Below are 19,298 nucleotides of genomic sequence, written 5' to 3' on the forward strand. Positions count from 1 at the left end.
AAAAGCCAGCAATTAAGCTGGCTTTTCAAATCAAATTATTGATTAGTAGGTTGCGCTGCCTTTAGTACGAGGGAAGGCAATAACATCACGTACGTTACCCATACCGGTTACGTATGCAACTAAACGCTCAAAGCCTAAACCAAAGCCTGAATGTGGCACACTACCGTATTTACGTAAATCGCGGTACCAGCTGTAATCTTCTTTGTTTAAGCCCATTTCGTCTAAGCGAGCATCAAGTACGTCAAGACGTTCTTCACGTTGCGAGCCACCAATAATCTCACCGATACCAGGTGCTACAACGTCCATTGCTGCAACTGTTTTGCCGTCTTCGTTTTGGCGCATGTAAAACGCTTTAATATCACGCGGGTAGTTTTTAATAACTACCGGTGCTTTAAAGTGCTCTTCTGCTAAGTAACGCTCGTGCTCAGACTGTAAATCTACGCCCCATTCAACAGCGTACTCAAACTTTTTGCCACACGTTTTAAGAATTTCAACAGCGTCTGTGTAATCAACTTGTGCAAAGTCTTTATCTACAAACTCTTCAAGGCGAGTGATTGCGGTTTTTTCTACACGTTGTGCAAAAAATTCCATGTCGTCACGGCGCTCTTCAAGTACGGCTTTAAATACATACTTAAGCATGTTTTCTGCAAGTTTTGCGATATCTTCTAAATCAGCAAATGCCACTTCAGGTTCAACCATCCAAAACTCAGCTAAGTGACGAGAAGTATTTGAATTCTCAGCACGGAAAGTAGGGCCAAATGTATAGATTTTTGACATTGCTGATGCGTAAGTTTCGCCGTTTAACTGGCCAGATACAGTCAAAAATGCTTCTTTACCAAAGAAATCTTCGCTGTAATCAACATCGCCTTTATCTGTACGCGGTAAGTTTTGCATATCAAGCGTAGATACACGGAACATTTCGCCAGCACCTTCACAGTCGCTTGCCGTGATGATTGGTGTGCTGATCCAGTAAAAACCTTGCTCGTGGTAAAAACGGTGAATAGCTTGTGCTAAACAGTTGCGTACACGTGTTACCGCGCCAATCATATTTGTACGAGGGCGAAGGTGAGCGTGCTCACGTAAGTACTCAATGCTGTGGCGTTTTGCCGACATTGGGTAAGAATCTGGGTTTTCTACCCAACCTAAAACCGTTACAGAATTAGCTTGAATTTCAAACGACTGACCTTTACCAGCAGATTGAACTAAAACACCAGTAACCGATACAGAACAACCGGCTGTTAAGCTAGTAACTTCATCATAATTATTCAGTGAATTAGGAACTACCGCTTGAATAGGATCAAAACACGAACCGTCATGAACGGCTAAAAATGATATTCCTGCTTTTGAATCGCGGCGAGTACGGATCCAGCCTTTAATTGTCACTTGGCTGTCTACCGCAACGTTGCCTTTTAATAGCTCTGAAATCGCTAAATGGCTCATCTTCACTCCAATGATATAAGTTGCCTAACTTTATTTATTAAACTGTGCGCAGCACATTGGCATTAATTGCATAAACGTTGCTGCACTTGAACCCTGTATCTTACCTAGTTAACTCAAATAAAAAAACTATTGTGGGCAACTCTTTAAAAGTTTTTATCAATGCGCTTTATTTTTAGCCATTTTTACAGCATTAATGATTAACTTTGTGATTTGATACTCTGAAATTTAACTATTTTGTGGCATTATAAGTTTTTAAATTCTTTAATGTTGCCTTTTACTTAGAAACGGATGCCATGAAACAAGTTTTTATTTTACGAGGACTACCAGGAAGCGGTAAGTCTTATTACGCGCAAAACCTTGCAGATGAACTAGGTGGTGTTGACGAAAGCCAATATCTAATTTGTTCAACCGATGACTACTTTATAAATGAGCAAGGCGAATACCACTTCGATAAGTTTAGGCTCTCGCAATACCATAATTTAAACTTGGTTCGTTTTATTAATGCACTCGCACAAAATATCCCATTAGTCATAGTTGATAACACTAATATTAAAAAGTGGGAATTTATCGCGTATTCACAAGCTGCTGTTGCTTTAGGGTATCAAGTTAAAGAAGTGATCGTAGGTGAAGTAAAAGACAAATCTATGCAGCATTTATACGCTAAGCGTAACTCACATAATGTGCCGCTTAAAACCATAAGTAAAATGGCGTACATGTTTGAGTGGTGATTTGCGTTAATGTTTTAATCTAAAAAGCCCATACATATGGGCTTTTTTAGTTTTTAAGCGCGACTAGTTAGCTTTTGTATAAACCGCAAGTGGGTGCGATGTACTTAATGATACATGTACTTCATCGCCTGGGTTTACTACAACCTCATGGCTAACACGGCTGGTTACCACGGTAGAGCAGGCAAGTTTTACAGCGCATAATCTGCTGCCACCTTCAAAGCGTACCCATACAACTTCACCATTATTACCAACACTACTTTGTACAAGTAATACGTCATCAGGGCGAAGCAGTACATCAACATCGCCGCTTTCACAATCAACACCTTGAGCTGGTGCGTTGCCTATAGAAGTAGTGGCTTGTCCGTTTTCAAATTTACCGGCAATAAAGCTAGCCTCACCTAAAAAGCGAGCAACAAAACGATTGTTAGGAATACTAAAGCAGCGCTCAGGTGTATCTATTTGCTGAATTTTACCCGCTTTTAAAACACCAACACGATCACCAACAGAAAGCGCTTCTTCTTGATCGTGCGTTACCCAAATGGCAGGAACACCGGCATCTTTAAGTGCGTTTCTAATATCCCAACGCAGCATATCTTTTAGTGCAGCATCTAGGTTAGACAATGGCTCATCAAGTAAAACAAAGTCTGGCTCGTGTGCAAGAGTTCGGGCTAGAGCAACACGCTGCTTTTGACCGCCTGAAAGCGTAGCAGGTTTTTTATTTCTAAATTCGTCAAGACCCAATAGTTTTATCCAGCGCTCTGCAGGCGCTGTATTTTTTAATCTAAAGCAAATGTTTTGCTCAACCGTTAAATGCGGGAATAATGCAAAGTCTTGAAACACCATACCAACACTGCGTTTTTCAGGTGGTACCGTTAATTTAGGCGTAGCACGCCATTTACCCACGTTTATTTCGCCTTCGCTGATAGGTAAAAGCCCAGCAAGTGCTTGTAAAATTGTGCTCTTACCACAGCCTGTAGGGCCGACAAGCATAAGGATTTCACTTTGTTCAAGCGATAGATTTAAATCGCTGACTACACGGTTACTGCCATAATCTATAGACAACTGACTTACAGATAGCATTGTTATTAAATCCTTAATGTTCTAACTGATTGCGTTTTTCGCCAGTGAGCATAATAGCTAACGCGCACGCAGAAATCACTACTAACAATAAACCAGGTATTGCAGCGCGGCCAAAATAACCTGCTTCGTAAACACGCCATAAGTAGGTTGAAAGTGTTTCAAAGCCTGTAGGGCCAAGTAAAAGAGTGGCTTCAAGTTCACGCATAGACTCTAAAAACACAAGTGCTGCACCTGCTATTATTCCGCGCATAGTCAGCGGTAATGTAATACGCGTAAAGGCTTCACGTGGGCTTGCTCCTAGTACTCTGGCAGATTTAATTAAACTAGGATCTAAGTGTTCTGTGCTAGTACGAACAGAGCCTACCGCAAGCGGTAAAAAACGCAGCATATATGCAATAATTAAAAGCCCTAACGTTTGATATAAAAACGGTAGTTGTAAGCCGCCATAAACCAAAGCAGTACCCATTACTATACCCGGAATACCAAAACCAAAATAAGTTACGCGCTCCATTACTTTACCGGCTTTACCACTTAATGCAGCATGAGCAACGGGCACGGCTACAATTACGGCAACCACAGCGGCAATGGCTGATGCATAAGCTGAGTTCCAAGCAATATTAAAATCAAACGAGCTAAAACCATCACGCCCTAACCACAGTGTAAAAATGGCTAGAGGTAAGCCAATGGCTAACAATAACACTGGCGCAAAGGTCACAAACATAGCACTTAACTGCCACTTGCTAGGAAATAAAATTAGCGGACGACCTTGTTTTTCACTGGCTGTTTTTATTTGTGATTCTACTAATAATAAAAAGCCAACAATAACCATTAGCTGCAATGAAAGCATTGCTGCTCGGCCTAACGCAAAGGCGTTGTATTCTACGTATATAACGCGGGTAAAGGTATCTAGGCGCATCATCGCCGGAGTACCAAAATCAGAGAGGGTGTAAAGCGCAACTAATAAAGAACCTGCTGCAATACCATTAACTACACGCGGTAATATTACTTTAAACACGCTTTGTGTCATCGACATACCTAAAGTACGCGCTGCGTTAACCATACTAGCATCTAAGCTTAAAAGCGATGAGCGGGTAGTCATCATTACAAAAGGGAAGGTATACAAAGTCATTACAATGGCAGCGCCAGTTAACCCATACATAGAAGGGGTTTCTATGCCGGTCACTGTATTAATTTCACCGCCGGGGCCAAAGGCCGCATATAAAGTAAATGCACCTATATAACTGGGTACAGCAAGTGGCGCTGCAAAAAATACCAGCCATAATTTTTTAAAGGGCAAGTGCACATAGGCACTAATAAACGCCAATGGCACACCAATTAAAATAGAGCCTAAAACAGTTAAGCCCATTAACGACAGGGTGTTTCCTAAAATTTTTAAATTATGACTATCAAAAACAGTACTAGCATCGCTAGCCAGTACCATTAATATAAAAACAGGGGTAAGCGTAATGAGCGCTGCAAGCAGCGCCATTGGGTAAGAAGCGGGTAGTCGCATTATAAAACGCCGTTATTTCTCATCAAATCGATGGTAGGTCGTAAATCTGCCAATTGGGTTAAATCTATCTTCGGCGGTGAAATATTAGCGAGCGATGGTAATCCATCGGGTTGGCTAATGTTATTTATTAGCGGAATTTCGTACGCTTCAGTTGCTAAATAACCTTGTACTTCTTTACTAAGTAAATAACGCATAAAGTTAGTAGCAAGTGGGTCGTCGTTTAGTGCAAGTACGCCCGATGCATTAACTAAACAACCTGCATCATTTTGAGTAAAGGCTAAATCGAGTTTTGCATCCGGTTTGCCTGATTTAAGGCGAAGGGTGTAATAGTGATTAGCAAAACCAATATCTACTTCACCGCGTTCAACACCCATAACTACGCCTAATTCTCCGGCGTATGTTTTAGAGCGTTTTTGAACTTTTTTAAGCCATTTAGCGGTTTTGTCATCGCCTTCTAAAATTCTCATTGCGGTTACAAACGATTGAAAAGACGCGTAAGCCGGCGCCCAGCCAATACTTAAATCGCTATCGGCAATTTCCATAATACTTGTCGGAATTTGCTCTTTCGTTAAGCGAGCGGTGTTGTAAGGCAATGTTCTAATGCGCCCAGTTACAGGAGCCCATTCTTTGTATCTAAATTGCGGCTGTAATTGCTCAGATAAATCAGTAGGAATTTTTTGAGCAAGCCCAGCATCGGTTACTAAACCAATCGCACCAGAATCTACAGCCCAAAACAAATCAGCGCGTTTAACGCCGGCTTTAGCCTCGGCAACAATGGTATTAGCGAGTGCAGCAGTTGGACCTCGGCGAATGCCTAACTTAAAGTCTGGATTTCTTTTTTGAATAGCTTGTAATACGTTTTCGTATAAACCGCCTTCACCACGGCCTAAATATAAGGTGAGTTCACCTTTAAGCTTTGGTAAATCATCAACAGAAACAGGGTTTGCTATATTGGCAGCTAGTGCGCGAGAAAGAGGAAGTGGCAATGAGCCAACAACCCCTAACGCAGCTAGGCCTTGTATAAAGGTCCTACGCTTCACTTAAAATACATCCTTACGCGACTTCTCTGCTTTTTCTATAAGCGTTTTAGCGCGGTCTAATTTGGTTTGCATATCACTTACCACATTGCGTACGTCGTCTACGCTTTTACCATTTTTAATTGCTTGTGGCAGTGTTACGTTAAAGTCTTTTTCCAGCACTTCAACTAAGTTGGCATCTTGTTCGATAAGCGTACCTTCTACGCCTTCAAATAGGTGTAGGTAAGTATCGTGAACAATGTCAGTGGCTTCATCTTGTAAACGTTCAGCAAATTTAGCGACTACTCGGTCTAATTTGTGCTTAATTTCATCAATTGTTGCACTTTGAGTCATTTCTTCTGTAGCCGTTGCTTTTACAGTGTCTAACAAGCCTTTTTGCTGGAATTTTGCGGCAAGCTTAACAGCACCAAGGCCTTGCCACAAGGCTATGTTCATCGCTTCTTGCTCTTTACGTACTTCAGCGGCAGGTTTACCATTTTCAATGGCCATTTTTACGCCATATATACCTTGCCAAATAGATGCGTAAACAGGTACGTAGTTTGTTTCAATTGCGCTGTGGAACTTAACAGACTCCCAGTATTCAATTAAATCGTCAGTTTTAACCGCTTTAGCGCCTTTTGTATCGTAGTCGCTTACCATGGTATCTACTTTGCCTACCATCCATTCTACTTCTTCAGCATAACTTTTTAGATTAGCTTGAAGGTGATTTACATGCTCACCAATTGGGCCATTAGCAAGTACTGGCTGCGCCATAAAAGCTGAAGCAAGTAAAAGGCTTGCACCTAAGGTTTTAGCTGGTTTAAATAATAAATTCATTGCAGAAGAGTCCATAAAGGTAATTGTAAATGATAGACATTATCATATCCGTATTGATCAGCTAGATCAATAACCACAAACTGGCTAAATAGATAAAAACACTAAATACAGCGCTAAGTTACGTGTAAATACGGTTTTAAGTTTAACAAGCGCAGAAATTAGGCGTAATGTTTACCTTTAATTGCATTATAAATAGCATCGCACAGTGTTTTAATGCTGTTTGCGTCACTTATATACGGAGGCATAAGGTAAATAAGTTTACCAAACGGGCGAATCCATACGCCATGCTCAACAAAGTAGGTTTGAATTTTAGCTACATTAACGCTGCCCGCAGTATCGTTTAGCTCTACTACACCTATTGCGCCTAATGTGCGTACATCAGCTACATCATTAAGTTCACGGCACTTATTAAGTTGTTGTAATTGGCTGTTTAAATCGCTAATACGTTGTTGCCAATCCTGCGCTAAAAGTAAATCAATGCTCGCATACGCCACGGCACAGGCGAGTGGGTTACCCATAAAGGTAGGCCCGTGCATCAAAACACCGGCTTCGCCTTCACTAATACCCGTTGCTATTTTTTCGCTGGTAAGCGTTGCCGAAAGTGTCATTGTGCCACCGGTGAGTGCCTTACCTATACATAAAATGTCGGGCTCAATGTCAGCGTGCTCAACAGCAAATAATTTACCTGTGCGGCCAAATCCTGTGGCAATTTCGTCGCAAATCAGCAGTACATTATATTGGTTGCATAGTGTGCGTACGCAGGCTAAATAATCGGGGTGATAAAAGTTCATACCACCCGCGTTTTGCACTATGGGCTCAATAATAAAGGCGGCTACTTGGTTGTGGTGAGTTTTAAAGTATTGCTCAAGCATTTGGGCTTCTGCTTGGTTAAACTCGCTACCAAATTGACTCACTGGCGCAGGCACAAATATATGCTCGGGTAAAAAGCCGCGATATAAACTGTGCATTGAGTTAACGGGATCGCATACGCTCATGGCAGCAAATGTATCGCCATGGTAACCCTTATGCGGGGTCATTAATTTTTGTTTAGTAGTAATGCCTTGGCTAAGCCAATATTGCAGAGCCATTTTTATGGCCACTTCTACACTTACCGAGCCGCTATCGGCTAAAAACACTTTAGTTAAATTTTCAGGGGTAATAGCAACAAGCTTTTTACACAGCTCAACCGCGCTGTTATGCGTTATGCCACCAAACATTATGTGGCTCATGCTATTTATTTGCTCAACCATGGCAGCGTTTAAAGTAGGGTGGTTATAGCCATGAATGGCGCTCCACCATGAGGCCATGCCATCTATAAGTTGCTCGCCGGTTTCTAGGTGAATTAAATTATGATTGGCATGGGTAACAGGGTAAACCGGAATTGGCTGAGTCATAGACGTATATGGGTGCCAAATGTGCTCACGATCAAAATCAAGGTCAATCGTTTGTTTTTCATTCATATGTAAACTTTAATTTGGTGGGCTTCGTTGACAATGGTACTTCAAGACGTAGACTAAGCCAATATCACCACTGAGAAAAATAAGAGACTACTATGGAATTTGCACCTGTTCGCCACGATTGGACCCACGCACAAGTTAAAGCATTATTTGAAATGCCATTTAACGATTTACTCTTTAAAGCGGCGTCGGTTCACCGTGCTAATTTTAATCCTAACGAAGTACAAATATCTACTTTGTTATCTATTAAAACAGGCGCTTGCCCAGAAGACTGTAAATATTGTCCGCAATCGGGGCACTATAAAACCGACCTAGAACGTGAACGCCTCATAGAAGTAGAAAAAGTAGTAGAGCAAGCACGCCTTGCTAAACAAAAAGGCGCTACACGTTTTTGTATGGGAGCAGCTTGGTCAGATCCAAAAGACAGAGACATGCCGTACATTTCGCAAATGGTTAAAGAAGTAAAAGAGCTTGGCCTAGAAACCTGTATGACCCTTGGTAAACTTAGTAACGAAAAAGCCCATGAACTAAGCAGCGCTGGGCTTGATTACTATAATCATAACCTTGACACCTCACCTGAATACTACGAGCAAATTATATCAACTCGCACATTTCAAGACAGATTAAACACCATAGATCACGTACGTGATGCAGGCATGAAAGTGTGCTCAGGCGGTATAGTTGGTATGGGCGAACAAGCAAGCGATCGTTTTGGCCTTTTAATGCAGTTAGCTAACTTGCCACAACAACCCGAAAGCGTCCCTATTAATATGCTGGTTAAAGTAAAAGGCACACCGCTTGAAAACGTTGACGATTTAGACCACTTTGAATTTATACGTACCATAGCCACAGCTCGTATTATGATGCCACACAGCTATGTGCGTTTATCTGCAGGGCGCAACGCCATGAACGAGCAAATGCAATCAATGTGCTTTTTTGCTGGCGCTAACTCAATCTTTTATGGCGATAAGCTTCTAACTACTGAAAACCCAGAAGCCGATGCCGACATGAACTTAATTAAAAAATTAGGCATGAACCCAGAAACTCGCGAAGATTACTCAGATGAAGCTGTAGCAGCGTCGCTTTCATCGCAAGTGGCTGATAAAGCAACGTCAGAACTATTTTACGAAGCTTAAGTTTAAACGTATGCCATTTGAATTTATTAATACGCACCTGCAAACGCGAAAGAAAGATGCGTTATTACGTAATCGCCATATTGTACAAAGCGCCACACCCCGCACCATTACAGTAAATGACGTAACTTACCTTAACTTTGCGAGTAATGATTACTTAGGATTTGGCGATTGCGCATTAAACCTTGAGCAAAGCCAAACACTTGGTAGTCACAGCTCGCCGTTAGTTACCGGATATCAAGCGCAGCAAAAACGGCTTGAGCAGTACTTATGTAAACAATTTGGCTATGGTGCGGGTATGCTATTTAACTCAGGCTTTAGTGCAAACAGCAGTGTAATTAAAGCGCTGTTTCAAGATAAAACCGCCGCGCAAAATAGTGCTATTTTTCAAGATAAGTTAAATCATGCCAGCTTAATTGACGGTGCAATGCACTCTAACGCCGCATTAGTGCGCTTTAATCATAACGATTTAAACCATTTACGCTCTCGGCTCGAAAAATCAAAAGCGCAAAACAAGCTTATTATAAGCGAAGGGGTGTTTTCGATGGATGGCGATATTGCGCCATTAAAAGCGTTACTTGCCTTAGCTAAAGCGCACAATGCGTGGCTCATGATAGACGACGCCCATGGTTTTGGCGCATTAGGTAAAACGGGTTTAGGTAGTTGTGAAGCACTTTTAGAAGAGGGTTTAGCGCTCCCCGAAATACTAGTAATCACCTTTGGCAAAGCCGTTGCCAGCAGTGGCGCGTGCGTACTAGGCAGTAAACAGTTTATTGATTACATGCTGCAATTTAACCGCGATTACACGTACTCAACTGCTATGTCGCCGCTTATGGCAAGCCACACACTTATCCGTTTAAAAGCAATTAAATCAGCAACCAGCAAACGCGAGCAACTTAATAGCAATATTACTTTTTTTAAACAGCTTGCTAAAACGCATAACCTAGCAGTAATGGAATCAAATACGGCAATTCAACCCATTGTACTTTGCTGCGCTGAGCAAACACTAAAAGCCGCTGAGGAATTAAAAAAGCAAGGTATTTGGCTAACGGCTATTCGCCCGCCCACGGTTGCACATAATACCGCTCGCTTACGGATTACATTAACGGCGGCACATACACAAGCCGATATAACAACGCTAATTAAACATTTAAAAGGTGCAATAGCATGATTGCACACACACTAAGTAGCACATATAAGCAAGCTGAGCGTAAAACTGAGGTAGTTGAGCTAGTTGAGCATAAAGCACCTCAAAACATAAAACCAATTGCAAATACGGCTATCGGTATAACTAAACATCCTGCCAATAAGTCACTAAAAAAAGCAGCGCAAACTAAGTTTTCAAAAGCGGCAGAGCAATACAACAGCCATGCTAATGTACAAAAACGTGCAGCAAACGACTTATTTAAATCAATAAATGCAAATCCACAAAATAAAAACAAACTGTGTGTAGATTTAGGAGCAGGCCCGCTTGTTAATACACATACGTTGCAAAATCAGTTTGGGCAGGTAATAGCTATAGATTTAAGCTTAAACATGTTAAAAAGCAGCGCGTTAAGCTCACCACGTATTTGCGCCGATATGGATAACCTACCGCTACAAGCAAACAGTGTAGATGCCATATTTAGTAACTTTGCTGTGCAGTGGTCTGCTAATTTTGAATTGTTAATGCAATCACTTTATCGTGTTTTAAAACCTGGCGGGCAGGCGTATATAAGCACTGTGGTTGAGGGGTCACTTAATGAAATAAAAACAGCCTTTACTGCGCTTGATAACAGCAGCCATATAAACTCATTTAATACACAAGAATATATAAACCAATCAGTCCAAAAGGCTGGGTTTGCAATTAATAGCACACAAAAAAGGGTTTATACCGATTGTTACTCAACACCTTTAAAGGCCATTAAATCAATTAAAGCCATTGGTGCTACTACGCAAAACCATATTAATGCACGCCAAGGGTTATTAACTAAATCGGCACTGCAAAAGGTGTGTAATGCGTATCCGCTTATAAACAATCAAGCGTGTGTGTCGTACCATGTGGTATTGTTATCACTACAAAAACCAATCACAAAATTTAAATAGCGCACGATTAAAATACCAAGGTTAAGCAATGAAAGAATTTTTTATTACGGGCACCGATACCGATGCAGGCAAAACCCATGTAACCAGTTTGCTATTAAAGCTACTTGCTCAACATAAAAAGCCTGCTATTGGTTTTAAACCCATTGCTGCTGGATGCGAAATGGCTTTTGATCAGCTGGTAAACGCCGATGCGCTTATGCTTATGGAAAGCGCAACGGTAAGTGCCAAGTACGATGTAATTAACCCATTTGCATTTGCGCCGCCAATTGCTCCGCACATAGCGGCAAAACAAGTAGGCGTAACCATCACGCTAGATAAATTAAGCGCAGCGTACTCTACGCTTAAACAGCAAGGTGCTGATTATCACCTAACAGAAGGCGCTGGTGGCTGGGCATTACCTATTAATAACACCGATTATTTATACGATTGGGTTAAAGCAGAGCAACTGCCTGTAATTTTAGTGGTAGGCATGAAGCTAGGCTGCTTAAACCATGCCTTACTTACAGCTGCACATATGCAAAGTTTAGGTATTAACTGTGTAGGGTGGGTTGCAAACCAAGTAGACCCAAACATGGACGAATACCAAGCTAACCTTGATTCGCTTAAATCACGTTTACCATTTCCTATTCTGGCAATAAGCCCTTACAGCGAGCAAACACCAAAACTACAAATATACAAAAGCTTACTCAATACTCTCGATTTAAATTCTTAAAAGTTAAAAAACTGCTTTGTTAAATACAAAGCAGCTTTTGTATAAAATACATAAGCTTAATATTTCGTTTCAGCCTTGAAATAATCCCCCTTAGTACGCATATTACATTTATAACCAAGTTGCTATTGTTACTAAGGAAATAACACCTCTTATGACCCACCCATTTATTGAAAATTACGCTCAAAATACGCACGTAAAGGCCGAGCCAGACGTACTTAAAAGTGCTTTGCCTAAAACCCGTGTGGGTATTTTAGGTGGGGGCACTGCAGGGGCAACAATAGCAATTCGCTTAGCGGCATTAGGTATTCACACTACTGTTTTTGAGAAAAAAAAGTCATTAATAGATGGCCCGCCTATGTGTCACTTGCACGCAGGGGGAAATTTATACCGAGAGATACCCGACGAAGACTGCGTAGAGTTACTAAAGCAATGCATTGATATTTTAAGGCTGTACCCTTTCACCATAGATGTACGTCCAACCGTGTTTGCTGTACCAACCCGCGATGACGACTCACCCGATGATTTACTACCAAGGCTAAATAAAATAACCAATGCGTATAAAGAGTTAGTTGAGCAAGACCCTAACAACCAAGTACTCGGCGAGCCCGACAATTACTACCAACTTTATAGCTATGAGCAAATGATCGCGCTTTCACATAAAGATCAAATAGCAGAGCCTAAAACACTTGATGAGTGGATGATCCCCGTTGCAAAGCATCTAAATTTAAACAAAATAAAATACCCACTTATTGTTGCTCAAGAATATGGCTGGAACATATTTAGATTGTCGGCCAGTGCACAGCTTGCACTAGCACAATATGAACACGCTAACGTACTTACCAGTACAGAGGTTAAACAGGTTAGCCAAGTAAATAGCAGTAATGGCAAAACCCAATCACAAAGTTGGCAAATTGAATACCAAAACGCACAAAGCAACGCCACACAAACAACAGAAGTTGATTACCTCATTAATGCCTGCGGTTTTCAAACGGGTATTGTTGATGACATGGTAGGAGTTGATGCTAAACGTATGGTCGAATTTAAAGCTTCGTACATTACACATTGGCAGGGCGCAGGTGGGCAAATACCCGAAATTATTATTTACGGTAACCGTGGTACGCCCGAAGGTATGGCGCAGTTAACACCATACCCAGACGGGTACTTTCAAATACATGGTATGACCAACGCAATAACTTTATTTAACGATGGCCTTGCAGAAACAAGCAGTAATAGCGCCCAACCAAAACTACCTAGCAAATATTTAAACTATATAAGCGAAGGTTGGGATGAAACCGCACTTAAAGCACGCAGCCAAAAAGCAATAGATTTTGTTGCCGAGTTTGTACCGGCATTTAATAATGCAGATGCGCAAAACAATGCATTATTTGGTGGGCAACAAATCCCAGGAGAAGACGACACATTACGGGTAGCTGATGTTAGCTTATATTCGCATATTAGCTATGCGCGCGCTGAAAACGTAAAAGCGTCATCTACGCTTATTGCTGCCGACGAAATAGTCGCTGAATTTACAAAGTTAGGCTTAGTAAGTAGCGAGCCGAATATTAATAATCACCGTAATAACCACCAATGGGCGTATCTTGAACACAACTGTAATGAAGACATAACTAAAATTGCACAAGTACTTGCAAAAGAGCGTGGTTTCCCTGTAGCTATGGCAAATATTAATAATGGTATAAACAAAGCTACCTAATCTTAAATCCATTAACTACCTGATAAGTAAAAGTTTTAGGCTTACTGTTATTTTTAAATAACAGTAAGCCTATAAAAATTTCATGCCCTAAAACCCTTCAAAAAATTATTTATAAACCCACAAATAACACTTGCGTTATGACATAGTTTGTCACAGAATAGCGCTAACGTTATGACATAGTGTGTCATAACGCAGTGATTGCTTTAACCTAATTTAATTTTTATGTTCGGTGATCAAACCTATTTTTGTGAGGACAATATGAAACGTATATTTTTGTTTTTATTAACTAACCTAGCGGTTATGTTGGTATTAGGTGTAGTGCTTTCAATAATAATGAGTGTGCTGGGCTTGAGCCATCGTAGCCTTGGCGGAATATTACTTATAGCCACTGTATTTGGCTTTGGTGGCTCGTTTATTTCGTTATTTATGTCTAAGTGGATTGCTAAAAAATCAACCGGCGCACAAGTAATTACCCAACCACGTAATGAAACCGAGCATTGGCTTGTACAAACCGTATCTGCACAAGCACAAAAAGCAGGTATTAAAATGCCTGAGGTGGCAATTTACGACAGCCCAGAAATGAACGCGTTTGCAACTGGCCCAAGTAAAAACAACTCGCTGGTGGCGGTAAGCTCAGGCTTATTACATAACATGAGCCAAGACCAAGCCGAAGCCGTACTTGCCCACGAAGTATCGCATGTAGCTAACGGCGACATGGTAACGCTTACGCTAATACAAGGCGTGGTAAATACCTTTGTAATATTTGCTGCAAAAGTACTTGCAGGCATAGTAGATAACTTTTTAAATGGCGATGAAGAAGAGGGCGGCAGTAGCTGGTCTTACTTCTTATTCGATATGTTATTCCAAGTACTATTTGGTGTACTTGCGAGCATAGTGGTGGCTAGTTACAGCCGTAAACGCGAATTTGCAGCCGACAGCGGCGCAGCTAAATTGGTAGGTGCTGATAAAATGCGCTCAGCCCTTGAGCGATTAAAGCAAAACCACCCATCGCAATTACAAGGCTCTATGATGGCTTTTGGTATTGCAAGTGGTAAAGGTGTTGCTGAGCTGTTTTCATCTCACCCACCGCTTGATGCGCGAATAGACGCATTACGTAAATAAGCTAACCCTTATTTAAAAACACAAAAGCCAGCGTAATAGCTGGCTTTTTAGTGTTTGGGAGCTGGTTATTTACCAAAAATAATATCGGTAATGCCCTCTGGTGAGAGTATTTCTATCCAGTAGCCATCAGGGTCTTTTATAAATGCTAAGCCCTTCATTGAGCCATCGTCTGGCTTTTTCACAAACTCTACATCGTACTTTGCAAAACGTTCACTCGCTGCGTAAACATCAGGCACACTAATACCAATGTGGCCAAAGCCTTTAGGCTCTTGGTTACCGCTGTGGTAACCCTCAAAGCTGTCGTCGTCTTCTGTGCCCCAGTTATGGGTAAGCTCTATTAGCGCAGGGCGGCCAAATACCCATTTTGCTTTAGTTTTATCATCACCTTCTGGCTGCTCTTGCTCATAGCCCAAAAAGTAAAGTGTAAACTTCATTTCAGGAAAGTCATACTTACCTAACAGCTTCATACCTAATACATTTTGATAAAATTCGAGCGACGGTTTGGGATCTTTAATACGCAACATAGTTTGCTGCATCACATAGCCTTTAGTGGCCTGTTCGATTTGCTCTGGAGATTCGTTATAGCTAGACATGGTAATCCTTTGTATAAATTAAGAAGCGAAAATGGAGATATAATGCTTAAATCATCATAATCAACCGTAGTTTAAATTTAAACTACTTTAACTTACTACTTACCCCTTTTATTCATACAGTTTTAATTTTTAGGCATGTACGGTTTAACTTAAGGCTATACGTAATTTAAACTACAGGGAGTAACTATGTTTTTTGATGATATGCAGGGTTTAATACGCGTACTTATTATTGGCGTACTTGGTTATATCGCACTGGTGTTTTGGCTGCGTATATCGGGCAAGCGTACGCTTTCTAAATGGAACGTGTTCGACTTTATAGTCACCATTGCGCTGGGTTCTATTTTAGCCTCGGTGATCATTTCAAAAAGCGTTGCGTTGATAGAGGGTATACTCGCGTTTGTTGTGTTAATAGGGCTGCAATATGTTATTACGTGGCTTAGTGTGCGCTCATCTAAATTTGCAGCGCTTATAAAAGCAGAGCCCACGCTGTTACTAAGTGATGGTGAATACTGCACCGCGGCACTTGAGTCACAGCGGGTAACTAAATCAGAAATTCGCGCGGCTATTCGTGGTGCGGGTATATTAGCCATAGAAGATGTTGCCGCCGTAGTGCTCGAAACCGACGGCAGTTTTAGTGTACTTAAACAAAATAACAGTGGGTTAAAAACGGCGCTGAGTGATGTAAGCGAGCAATAAAGTAATACGCTAATAATTATATTAATTAAGGCAGGTTTAATACCTGCCTTATTTGGTAGTAAAGCGTATTTTTATTTAGCGTGCTGCTCTAATAAACTAAAGGTAGGTAAGCGCCATTTAAAGCGTATTGATGCCATACGTATTAAGTAGCCTGCAAAAAGGCTTGCAATAATGCTGATGTTGTCATCAATATTGTAATGGTGCATCGCTAAGTATAAGCAGGCTACAAGTAACGATACACTCGCGTATAGCTCATTATGTAATACCAGCGGCGCTTGGCGACATATTAAATCACGTAGTAACCCACCAAAAACACCCGTTACAACCGCAGCCACTACACAAATACCGTAATGCAGGCCCATATTTAGGCCAACTTGGCAGCCAATAATACTAAAGGCAGCAAGGCCCAGTGCGTCTAAGCGCATAAAAATGCCCTTAAATTTAACCACCCACTTAGCAAGCCACGTAGTGACAATACCGGCAATACAGGTAATTAATAAATATTCAGGGTGCTGTACCCAGGTGAGCGGGTAATTGCCTAGTAAAATATCTCGCACGCTGCCACCACCAATGGCCGTAGCACTGGCAACCAGTACAACACCAAACCAATCCATTTTCATACGCCCAGCACTAAGTGCGCCGGTCATGGCTTCTGCGGTAATACCAATAATATAAACAACGGTTAGTAACATGAGATAATCACTTAAAATACGTGCGTAAAAATAAGGTGTGGATTGTATAGATAAATTAAGTAAATAACGAATGAAAAATCGTACTAAAAACGGTTAATTTAGATAGAAATAACTAATAACAAAACTGAGTGTAAACAAGCTGTTAAGCTGGTGGGTGAGTACCTAATGGTTGATATGAATTAAAGGACATTTGGCCGCAAATTATAAATAAAACAGGTCAGGTTTAGTTGTTTTAGTGCGTTTATTTTTAGGCTGAATTTAATAGTTGAGTTAATTAGGTAAAGCGTAAAAAATTAACGCAACATGAATATATAGTTGCATCGTCCTAATTTAGGAACGTATAATAACAAATGTTAACTAAATGGAATTTGCGTAAAACGCAGCTTAAGCATAATAGGCGGGTACATGCAAAAAGGATTGTTAAAGTCGTGGAAAACCGACAAAGGTTTTGGTTTTATTAAATCAGACACCCTAGAACACGACACGTTTATACACATTTCAGCGCTCAAACATATGAGCCGCAAGCCTAAAGTGGGCGACACCATTTACTTTGAAGTCGCATCACAGCCCGATGGTAAAACCAAAGCCATTAACTGCCGCATAGAAGGCGTTGCAGAGTTTAAAGCCCCTTACCAAAAAAACAAACAACAGCCGCACCGCATTGCCAAATCTAATTTTGCCAGTAGCTTTTTAGGCAAAGTTGCCTCAATTAGCATTATCGCTGTGCTTGGCTTTATCGCAGTAAATAAATACAACCATTATCAAAGTAACGAGCAATTTAATAACCAAACACCTGTTATTACCAACGCCGATTTAGCCACCCTTGATGAGCAATACCCAAAAATCGTTATTCCAAAAGTCGTTATTCCTAAAAACACGCAAAAGTTTACCTGCGATGGACGGCAGCATTGCAGCCAAATGACATCTAAAGATGAAGCAATATTTTTTATTAATAACTGCCCGAATACAAAAATGGATGGCGATAGAGATGGAAAACCTTGCGAGAACGATACAAGGTTTCAAAATGAATGGTAATTTTAGAAACCGATTAGTTAAAAGTTAAATTTAAAATAGGCTTTACTGTATTCTGTATATAAATACAGTGGTGCGCAATTTACCCCATAAAATTATTAAAATGGGTTATAGGGTTAAATAATAAAGGCTACTGAATGGCAATTGTTATTGTCTAATTATAAACGAGTTGTTTGGTGTAATTATCGAACAACGTAACATATGCCGTTTTGGGGTGTTATAACCCCCCAAAGTAGGGTTCAATAAGCTGTTATGAAGCATGATATAGTCTCTACCAAGGAGGAGGCATTAATGAAACCTAGATACTTAAAAACAACAGACCAGAGCATTCAAGGTCAATTATCAAAAGTAAAACCTGAACAAGCATTGGCTGAATACATCTGGAATGGTTTCGATGCTAATGCCACCAAAATTGAATTAAATACTGAAATGAACGAATTGAATAAATTAGTTTCAATTACAGTACGAGATAATGGAGATGGTATTGATTATGACGAACTAGAAAACACCTTGGATTTGTTCCTTGATTCCAAAAAGAAAAACATTTCAAAACCTACAACTAGAGGTAAAAAAGGTAGAGGACGATTCACTTTTATTAAATTCTGTGAACAAGCTTTTTGGAAAACTTTTTCAGGTAATAAAGGTTTTAGTTTTACTATTGATTCAGGCTATCTTAATAAATATGAACCTAAGGAGATCATTAAGAATAGCTCTAAATCAAAAGGTACAAAAGTAGTTTTCTCCCACATTAAGAATATTGATTTTAACCAATTTAATGATTTTACCGTTCCTTTTTTAATTAATGAATTCACGTGGTTGCTTGTTTCAAATCCTAAGCTTCAATTATTGATCAACGGAATTCATATAAATAAAGCTGAGTATTCTTCAATACCTCACACCGAAGAAGTAGAAGAAGGGGTTTTTAATTTAGATAGCGTTATTTGGGACGAAAAACCAAACCAAGAAAAGTCACTCGTATATTTTATCGATTCTTCAGGTGAGATAATTCATAAAGAACTTTCAGAGTTAAACCTAAAAGGTTTCTATTGCTCTTCTTACGTAAAGTCTGATTGGTTTGATGGATTTAATCAAGAATTAGAAATGTTACCAGGTAGTAAGAATAAAGATTCAGATGTTTTTAAAAATATATTGGCATTAGCTAGAAAAAAATTAAGGCAAGAATATATTAATTTCCGTAATTCAGCTGCGGACAATTTAATACAGCAATATATTAAAGAAGGTGTATTCCCTGATATGAATGGGGATAACCGTGTCCTCAATGAGTTTCATCGAGAGCAACTTATATCTACAATAAAAACTATTTACGAGGCTGAACCATCAGTCTTTTCGAAGCAGCTCAATAAATCTCAAAAAAGAATATTAATAAAATTATTGGATAGAATAGTTCAATCAAATAGGCTATCAGAACTATTCGATGTCTTAGATGGTGT

General features: G+C 40.3%; 18 protein-coding genes. 10 read left to right on the forward strand and 8 right to left on the reverse strand.

Annotated features, from left to right (window positions below):
* Positions 1 to 42 precede the first annotated feature (42 nt).
* On the reverse strand, positions 43 to 1,440 hold the full coding sequence (asnS, locus tag J8L73_RS11590; RefSeq protein WP_211017204.1) for an asparagine--tRNA ligase: 1,398 nt from the start codon (positions 1,438 to 1,440) through the stop codon (positions 43 to 45).
* 293 nt (positions 1,441 to 1,733) lie between these two features.
* Between asnS and J8L73_RS11595 the strand changes: the two genes are divergently transcribed.
* Positions 1,734 to 2,168 carry an ATP-binding protein gene (locus tag J8L73_RS11595; RefSeq protein WP_211017213.1) on the forward strand — a complete coding sequence of 145 codons (435 nt, stop codon included), beginning with the start codon at positions 1,734 to 1,736 and terminating at the stop codon, positions 2,166 to 2,168.
* Positions 2,169 to 2,231: 63 nt separating this feature from the next.
* On the opposite strand, the gene J8L73_RS11600 is transcribed toward J8L73_RS11595, so the two are convergent.
* From J8L73_RS11600 to bioA, 5 genes are all read right to left on the reverse strand, one after another.
* Positions 2,232 to 3,248 (reverse strand): ABC transporter ATP-binding protein, encoded by a 1,017-nt coding sequence (locus J8L73_RS11600; RefSeq protein WP_211017215.1) that lies wholly within the window; start codon positions 3,246 to 3,248, stop codon positions 2,232 to 2,234.
* A gap of 13 nt (positions 3,249 to 3,261) precedes the next feature.
* On the reverse strand, positions 3,262 to 4,761 hold the full coding sequence (locus tag J8L73_RS11605; RefSeq protein WP_211017217.1) for an iron ABC transporter permease: 1,500 nt from the start codon (positions 4,759 to 4,761) through the stop codon (positions 3,262 to 3,264).
* Positions 4,761 to 5,801 (reverse strand): extracellular solute-binding protein, encoded by a 1,041-nt coding sequence (locus J8L73_RS11610; protein ID WP_211017219.1) that lies wholly within the window; start codon positions 5,799 to 5,801, stop codon positions 4,761 to 4,763. The genes J8L73_RS11605 and J8L73_RS11610 overlap by 1 nt, the downstream gene beginning before the upstream one ends.
* Positions 5,802 to 6,614, reverse strand: a complete 813-nt coding sequence (locus J8L73_RS11615) for a hypothetical protein (RefSeq protein WP_210999441.1) — start codon at positions 6,612 to 6,614, stop codon at positions 5,802 to 5,804. It lies immediately after the preceding gene.
* A gap of 158 nt (positions 6,615 to 6,772) precedes the next feature.
* Positions 6,773 to 8,074 (reverse strand): adenosylmethionine--8-amino-7-oxononanoate transaminase, encoded by a 1,302-nt coding sequence (gene bioA / locus J8L73_RS11620; protein WP_211017221.1) that lies wholly within the window; start codon positions 8,072 to 8,074, stop codon positions 6,773 to 6,775.
* Positions 8,075 to 8,166: 92 nt separating this feature from the next.
* Between bioA and bioB the strand changes: the two genes are divergently transcribed.
* The 6 genes from bioB to htpX all read left to right on the forward strand — a co-directional run bounded on the left by bioB (position 8,167) and on the right by htpX (position 14,834).
* Positions 8,167 to 9,207, forward strand: a complete 1,041-nt coding sequence (bioB, locus tag J8L73_RS11625) for a biotin synthase BioB (RefSeq protein WP_058550095.1) — start codon at positions 8,167 to 8,169, stop codon at positions 9,205 to 9,207.
* A gap of 10 nt (positions 9,208 to 9,217) precedes the next feature.
* Complete coding sequence (locus tag J8L73_RS11630) at positions 9,218 to 10,375, forward strand: 8-amino-7-oxononanoate synthase (protein ID WP_211017223.1); 1,158 nt, start codon at positions 9,218 to 9,220, stop codon at positions 10,373 to 10,375.
* Positions 10,372 to 11,289 (forward strand): methyltransferase domain-containing protein, encoded by a 918-nt coding sequence (locus J8L73_RS11635; protein ID WP_211017225.1) that lies wholly within the window; start codon positions 10,372 to 10,374, stop codon positions 11,287 to 11,289. The genes J8L73_RS11630 and J8L73_RS11635 overlap by 4 nt, the downstream gene beginning before the upstream one ends.
* 28 nt (positions 11,290 to 11,317) lie before the next feature.
* Positions 11,318 to 12,001 carry a dethiobiotin synthase gene (gene bioD / locus J8L73_RS11640; RefSeq protein ID WP_211017233.1) on the forward strand — a complete coding sequence of 228 codons (684 nt, stop codon included), beginning with the start codon at positions 11,318 to 11,320 and terminating at the stop codon, positions 11,999 to 12,001.
* 151 nt (positions 12,002 to 12,152) lie between these two features.
* Complete coding sequence (locus J8L73_RS11645) at positions 12,153 to 13,712, forward strand: FAD-dependent oxidoreductase (RefSeq protein WP_211017236.1); 1,560 nt, start codon at positions 12,153 to 12,155, stop codon at positions 13,710 to 13,712.
* Between the two features lie 258 nt (positions 13,713 to 13,970).
* Positions 13,971 to 14,834 (forward strand): protease HtpX, encoded by an 864-nt coding sequence (htpX, locus tag J8L73_RS11650; protein ID WP_211017238.1) that lies wholly within the window; start codon positions 13,971 to 13,973, stop codon positions 14,832 to 14,834.
* A 65-nt stretch (positions 14,835 to 14,899) separates the two neighbouring features.
* Here the strand turns inward: htpX and gloA are convergent, their stop codons facing one another.
* A complete protein-coding gene (gene gloA, locus J8L73_RS11655) occupies positions 14,900 to 15,427 on the reverse strand; it encodes a lactoylglutathione lyase (protein WP_211017239.1) in 528 nt (175 codons plus the stop codon).
* A 186-nt stretch (positions 15,428 to 15,613) separates the two neighbouring features.
* Between gloA and J8L73_RS11660 the strand changes: the two genes are divergently transcribed.
* Positions 15,614 to 16,123 (forward strand): YetF domain-containing protein, encoded by a 510-nt coding sequence (locus J8L73_RS11660; protein WP_211017242.1) that lies wholly within the window; start codon positions 15,614 to 15,616, stop codon positions 16,121 to 16,123.
* A gap of 71 nt (positions 16,124 to 16,194) precedes the next feature.
* On the opposite strand, the gene J8L73_RS11665 is transcribed toward J8L73_RS11660, so the two are convergent.
* Complete coding sequence (locus tag J8L73_RS11665) at positions 16,195 to 16,815, reverse strand: trimeric intracellular cation channel family protein (protein ID WP_211017243.1); 621 nt, start codon at positions 16,813 to 16,815, stop codon at positions 16,195 to 16,197.
* A 405-nt stretch (positions 16,816 to 17,220) separates the two neighbouring features.
* Between J8L73_RS11665 and J8L73_RS11670 the strand changes: the two genes are divergently transcribed.
* Both J8L73_RS11670 and J8L73_RS11675 read left to right on the forward strand, forming a co-directional pair.
* Positions 17,221 to 17,850 carry a cold shock domain-containing protein gene (locus J8L73_RS11670; RefSeq protein WP_211017245.1) on the forward strand — a complete coding sequence of 210 codons (630 nt, stop codon included), beginning with the start codon at positions 17,221 to 17,223 and terminating at the stop codon, positions 17,848 to 17,850.
* 288 nt (positions 17,851 to 18,138) lie between these two features.
* Positions 18,139 to 19,298: ATP-binding protein (locus J8L73_RS11675; RefSeq protein ID WP_211017247.1), on the forward strand; the 1,160-nt coding region annotated here is incomplete at its 3' end.

It is taken from the genome of Pseudoalteromonas sp. MMG006 (assembly GCF_018101025.1).
GTDB lineage: Bacteria > Pseudomonadota > Gammaproteobacteria > Enterobacterales > Alteromonadaceae > Pseudoalteromonas.